The sequence below is a fragment of the Paraburkholderia polaris genome (genome assembly GCF_012927345.1).
GTDB lineage: Bacteria > Pseudomonadota > Gammaproteobacteria > Burkholderiales > Burkholderiaceae > Paraburkholderia > Paraburkholderia polaris.
The window spans coordinates 1-2674 of sequence record NZ_JABBGJ010000116.1 but is presented as its reverse complement, the minus strand read 5'-3'; the positions used below and the strand labels follow the sequence as shown (position 1 = coordinate 2674).

Genomic DNA, 2674 nt, shown 5'->3' with positions numbered 1-2674 from the left:
GCCTCGCCTTTACCGCACGCCTTCGGCCTTCGTTGCGCTTCACAGCATCTTGCGCGCCATCCACAGATTAGCCAGCGCGAACTGCGTTTCGATCTGAGCCGTGTTCTTCGCCAATCCTCGATACCGCGCCTTCAGATAGCCAAACTGACACTTCAGCACCCGAAACGGATGTTCCACCTTCGCTCTTACACCCGCTTTCAGTCGCTCGATCTCGTCGTAGATCCTGTCGAGCCGATTGCTCCTGTCCAGCTTTCGCCGCTTGCTCGGTCGCATCGCGACGTGCCACTGCACCGCTCCCGTTTCGCCTCGCTTCTCGATGCCCACATAGCCCGCATCAGAAACGCAATCTTTTCTTTCCCGTGCAACAGTTCATGCGCGACGGTGATGTCGTGAACGTTCGCCGGCGTGCACTTCACACTGTGCACCAGGCCCGACTCCACATCGACTCCGATGTCGGGTAGCGATGGCGCATTGCTGCGCCACCGCCCCCTTCTATGGGCAGTAATTTGTCAAGGTCGCTTACAAAGCGTCGATCAATTTCTTCCGCATCTTCTCCTTGCTAGAGCGTATGGCGGGTCAAGGGCAGGCGAAGGCTGGCGTAGCGAACCCTTGACACTGGGAAGAGGCGATATGCTGGCGTATGTTGGTGAGCGCGGGGGTGTTGCGCTCACCAACATACAGGCGCATTCCACGTCGCCCAGTAATTGCTGCAATCGAATCTACGTCCCTGCCTGAAGCCGGCCGTGGCGCTCGTGAGACGATCCAACGTTTCACAACCTTCTATCCGCTGGCGGTTCACCAGCCCTATCCTGCATGCGCGCTGCGCCGGAATCTTGTCCGGGTGACATGCCCCATCTAAGAATCGGTTGCGTCGGCAACCCAGGGGGCGGACGGGCATGTCCACTTCAACCATGGGAACAGTAAGTGATCCGATTGTCGCGGCATCACTATCGCCATGCAATACGATCTCAGACTGGTTTCATCTGTGCGCCCTCAGGAATAACGCCGTCCTTTAGGTAGCGCCATAGTGCAATCAGCAGTCGCCGTGCGACAGCGACGATGGCGATGCGCCACGCGCGGCGGTTCGGCCCCGTGCCCTGCGTGCGCCGGTTGAACCACTGTGTCAGTGCACTGTCGGGCTGGTAGCGCAGCCAGGTCCACGCCATCTCGACCAGCAGCGCGCGCACCCGCCGGTTGCCCTGTTGATGATCCCCTGGTCGACCTGGCTCTCGCCGCTGTCATAGGGCTGCGGCACCAGCCCGACGCACGCACCCACTTGGCGCCGGTTGCTGAACTCCCGCCAGAACAGTTCCAGCGCGAGGCGCGAGGCGCCCACTTCGCCAATCCCCTTCAGGCGCGCCAGGTCATCGCTTCGCTGGCGCGCGGGTGCCGGCAGGCTCGCCTGGCGCGTCTTCTCCAGCGCCGCGAGCTGCTGCTCCGCCAGCGCGAGCCGTTCGCACTCGCGCAGCAGGCGCTCACGCAGCTCGGGCGGCAACGGTGTGCCATCATGACACCGGACCTGGTCGCGGGCGAGGCGGCCGGCGAAGGCCTTGTGATTGACCTCATCCCAGCAGCCGAGCGTGGCCAGCAGCTTGCGCATCCGGTCGCGGTGCTGCAGCACTTCCTTCTGCAACTGGCCGCGATCGCGCATCAGCTGGCGTGATGCCTCGTCCTGTGGCGACGGCACGTGCACCACGTGCATGCGGTCGCGCTCGCCGCGTAGCCACGCGCGCAGATTGATCACCAGCTTGATGGCATCGAGCCGGTCAGTCTTCGCGCGCCGCTTGTGACGTTCGACCGGGATGCTGGCCGGATCGATGACGTAGCACTCGATGCCGTGCGCCTGCAGCGCGCGACAGATCCAGAACGCGTCCTGGCCAGCTTCGTAGCTGACGACGATGCGCACGCTGGCCGGCAGCGACCACTTCAGCTTCTGCTGTTCGATCACGTCAAGCACGGCCTGCAGGCGGGCGGCGGCCTGGGGCTGCGCGACCGTGTGCACGGCCGGCCGCTCGCGCTGACCATCGTGCAGCGCCACCTTCCACTTCCCGACGGCAAGTTCGAGCGACAGCGCCAGTATGAAGTCTTCAGCATGGGGTTCGGTAACGTGATTTGCGTCCATGATGCCCCTCCAATGAGCAAAGCCTTGGCCACGTCAATCTTACGACTCGGGCCTTGACGACTCTCACGCTACATAGGATCTAAGAACCGGACGTGCGAGTCGCCCCGCATCCGGCTCAAGCCACTCGGCAGCCCCATCGGATGGGACCGGGCAATCAACCATCGGTCGCGGTTCGACGACGGGCAAAGTAAGACGACCACGCAGGGTCAAAGGGATTTGCCTGACCACGTATCTTCACGTGCCGAACAATTGGAATCATCGTAGCTCGAAACAGTCGGATGACCCCGCGATTTTTGGTTCGCGCGGTAAACGCCCAGGTACGATGTCCCTCTACGTGGAAGTATTTGTGCTTCACCCAACCCGTGCCTTTCGTGGGATGCCGACGCATAGCCCATTTCCATAAGAGCTGCCAGATGTGAGCGTCTACCGACGTAAAATGAGACTTGGAAACCACATGACGGTGATACATGGCCCAACCCCGAATCACAGGGTTGAGTTGCAGAATCAGATTCGTCTGTGTGGCGCTCCTGTGCTGCCTCACGATCTCCCTGA

Annotated in this window: 1 protein-coding gene and 2 pseudogenes; all 3 read right to left on the bottom strand. The window is 61.9% G+C overall.

Annotation, left to right across the window (positions count from 1 at the left end):
- Nucleotides 1-39: 39 nt before the first annotated feature.
- Nucleotides 40-416, bottom strand: a pseudogene (locus tag HHL24_RS43120) (transposase).
- Between the two features lie 552 nt (nucleotides 417-968).
- Nucleotides 969-2122, bottom strand: a pseudogene (locus tag HHL24_RS43115) (IS110 family RNA-guided transposase).
- A 154-nt stretch (nucleotides 2123-2276) separates the two neighbouring features.
- Entirely contained in the window at nucleotides 2277-2663 is a 387-nt protein-coding gene (locus HHL24_RS43110) for a group II intron maturase-specific domain-containing protein (RefSeq protein WP_329606839.1), read from the bottom strand.
- Nucleotides 2664-2674 lie beyond the last annotated feature (11 nt).